This is a genomic window from Henriciella sp., assembly GCF_049649345.1.
Taxonomy (GTDB): Bacteria; Pseudomonadota; Alphaproteobacteria; order Caulobacterales; family Hyphomonadaceae; genus Henriciella.
This window is the reverse complement of record NZ_JBARZC010000017.1, coordinates 1-2,264: the sequence shown is the minus strand read 5'-3', so window position 1 is coordinate 2,264 and position 2,264 is coordinate 1. Positions and strand designations below refer to the sequence as shown.

The 2,264-nt window shown below is 63.1% G+C and carries 3 protein-coding genes; all 3 read right to left on the bottom strand.

Annotated elements, in window-relative coordinates; all coding sequences use genetic code 11:
- Nucleotides 1–853, bottom strand: an 853-nt coding sequence (gene purT / locus WA989_RS00480) for a formate-dependent phosphoribosylglycinamide formyltransferase (RefSeq protein WP_424338571.1), incomplete at its 3' end; no start/stop codon positions are given.
- 1 nt (nt 854) lies between these two features.
- Nucleotides 855–1,316, bottom strand: a complete 462-nt coding sequence (locus WA989_RS00475; RefSeq protein WP_424338570.1) for an ABA4-like family protein — start codon at nt 1,314–1,316, stop codon at nt 855–857.
- Nucleotides 1,317–1,405: 89 nt separating this feature from the next.
- Nucleotides 1,406–2,050: a DNA-3-methyladenine glycosylase family protein gene (locus tag WA989_RS00470; RefSeq protein WP_424338569.1), complete on the bottom strand. Its 645-nt coding sequence runs from the start codon at nt 2,048–2,050 to the stop codon at nt 1,406–1,408.
- Nucleotides 2,051–2,264: the final 214 nt, after the last annotated feature.

Sequence of the window (2,264 nt, the reverse complement as noted above, 5' to 3'; positions counted from 1 at the left end):
GGCGGGGGCTGACCTCTGAAAACCAGACCTCGTCGCCCTTCACGAACATCTCGACCCCAAACAGGCCGTAGCCGCCCAGCGCATCGGTCACCTTCTGCGCCATCTCCTTTGCCCGCGAGAGCGCCGTCTCGCTCATCGGCTGGGGCTGCCAGCTCTCGACATAGTCGCCGCGCTCCTGGCGATGACCGACTGGCTCGCAGAACACCGTGCCGTTCGCAGCCCGCACCGTCAGCAGCGTGATCTCGAAATCGAAATCCACCTCGCCCTCGACGATGACGCGCATTTCGCGGTTGCGCCCGGCTTCCAGCGCATAGACCCAGGCATGGTCGATATAGGCGTCGGATCTCACATGAGACTGGCCCTTGCCCGACGAGGACATGACCGGCTTGACGAAAACCGGATAGCCGATCTTTTCGGCCGCCTCGGCAAGCTCATGGCCGGTGGACGCAAATGCATAGGCGCTCGTCGGCAGGCCAAGCTCTTCGGCAGCGAGCCGGCGGATGCCTTCCCGGTTCATGGTCAGCTGCGTCGCCCGCGCGGTCGGGATGACCGTGGCCAGCCCCGCCTTTTCAATAGCCGCCAGCTCATCGGTCGCGATCGCCTCGATCTCGGGGACGATCAGATGCGGCTTCTCCTGCTCCACCAGCGCGCGCAAGGCTGCGGCGTCCGTCATGTCGATCACATGGCTGCGATGGGCGACCTGCATACCGGGCGCGTTCTCATAGCGGTCGACGGCGATGACTTCGGCGCCAAGCCGCATCAGCTCGATCACCACTTCCTTGCCCAGCTCGCCAGAGCCGAGAAACATGATGCGGGTCCCAGATGGCGAGAGCGGCGTTCCAATCGAGACCATGTCAGGTTTTCTCCGCGTGGGTTTCAAACAGGCTGATTCCCTCGCCGCGCAGCAGCCGCACCAGCATATAGGCCAGCAGGCCAACCGGGCCGAACAGGAAACATGCGAGCATGCAGGGGGCCACCGCCATGTGCGGCAGGCCGCGGCGCTGCGCATCGCGCCCGATCCAGGCGCCGACGAACAGGTCGAAAACGAGATAATGGCTCCAGCCGACAATCACGCCATTAGGATGATCGAACAGGGCCGAGACTGCGCCAATCGATTCAAATCCGACGCCCTCTGCCGACTGGCCGAAGAAGATCGAGGCGATCAGGCAGACTGTGTACAGCGCGCCATAGGCCAGCGGATAGAGGCCTGAATGCACGACCAGCCCTGTCGTGCGCCAGCTCGGCGCCAGCACAAGCAGCAGCCAGGCCGGCACGACCAGCGCATTTATCAGCATGAAAAGAATGTCGTAAATCATCGGCCAGCCTCTCCCTCATCCTCGCCCTGCGAGGCTTATAGAGAGCACCGGGCACCGGCCGCAACCGTCTGAATTAAGGGATTTATAGGTCAGCCGCCGCCATTGGCGGCATAGGCCTTTGCCCGCTCGGTATTGATCCAGTTCCAGAGCAGATGTGCCGCCACGCCGCGATACGGCCGCCAAGACTCGGCCAGCTGATCAAACGCTTTCGTGTCGTGGCGGGCCTCAAGGCCATGCAGCATCTTGTAGGATTCCATCAGCCCCACATCGCCAGACGGCCAGGCATCGAGCCGACCGCAATAGAGAAGGAAAAGGTCAGCCGTCCACGGCCCGATCCCCTTCACCGCAATGAGCTCCTTTCGCGCCGCCTCCATCTCTGCGGCATGAACCCGGTCAAGATCGAGCGCGCCGGTTTCGACCGCTTCGGCGATCGAGCGCAGATGCCGGATCTTCGGCCGCGACAGGCCGCAGCCGCGCAGCGTCTCTTCATCGGCCGCGAGAATGGCAGATGTGCACACATCGCCAACCGCCTCCTCGACGCGGCCCCAAATAGCTGAAGCTGCCTTTGTCGTGATCTGCTGGAAGGCGATCATGCGGGCGATAACGGCATAGTCCGGCGCGCCATACCGCCAGTCCGGCACGCCGAGCGCCTGATGGACGCGGGCGAAGGCGGCGTCCTGGGCTGCCAGATACTCGCACGCTTCGGTCAGGGTTTCGGGGGTTGGTCGGGTCATGGGCAGGTTCCGGTCCGGAAGGGCTTTGAAGAGTCTGCCGGCAGGGGTATTGTGCGGCAAGACATATAAAGGAGGAAGACCATGGCAGACGGACACGGCATTGGCCCGCGCGCGCAATTCCGCGAAATGCTGGAAGGCACCAAGGAAGACTGGGAGGTGATCGCTGACAATGCGAAAATCTTCAATAAGGGCCTCGCCAAACGCGTCCTTGACC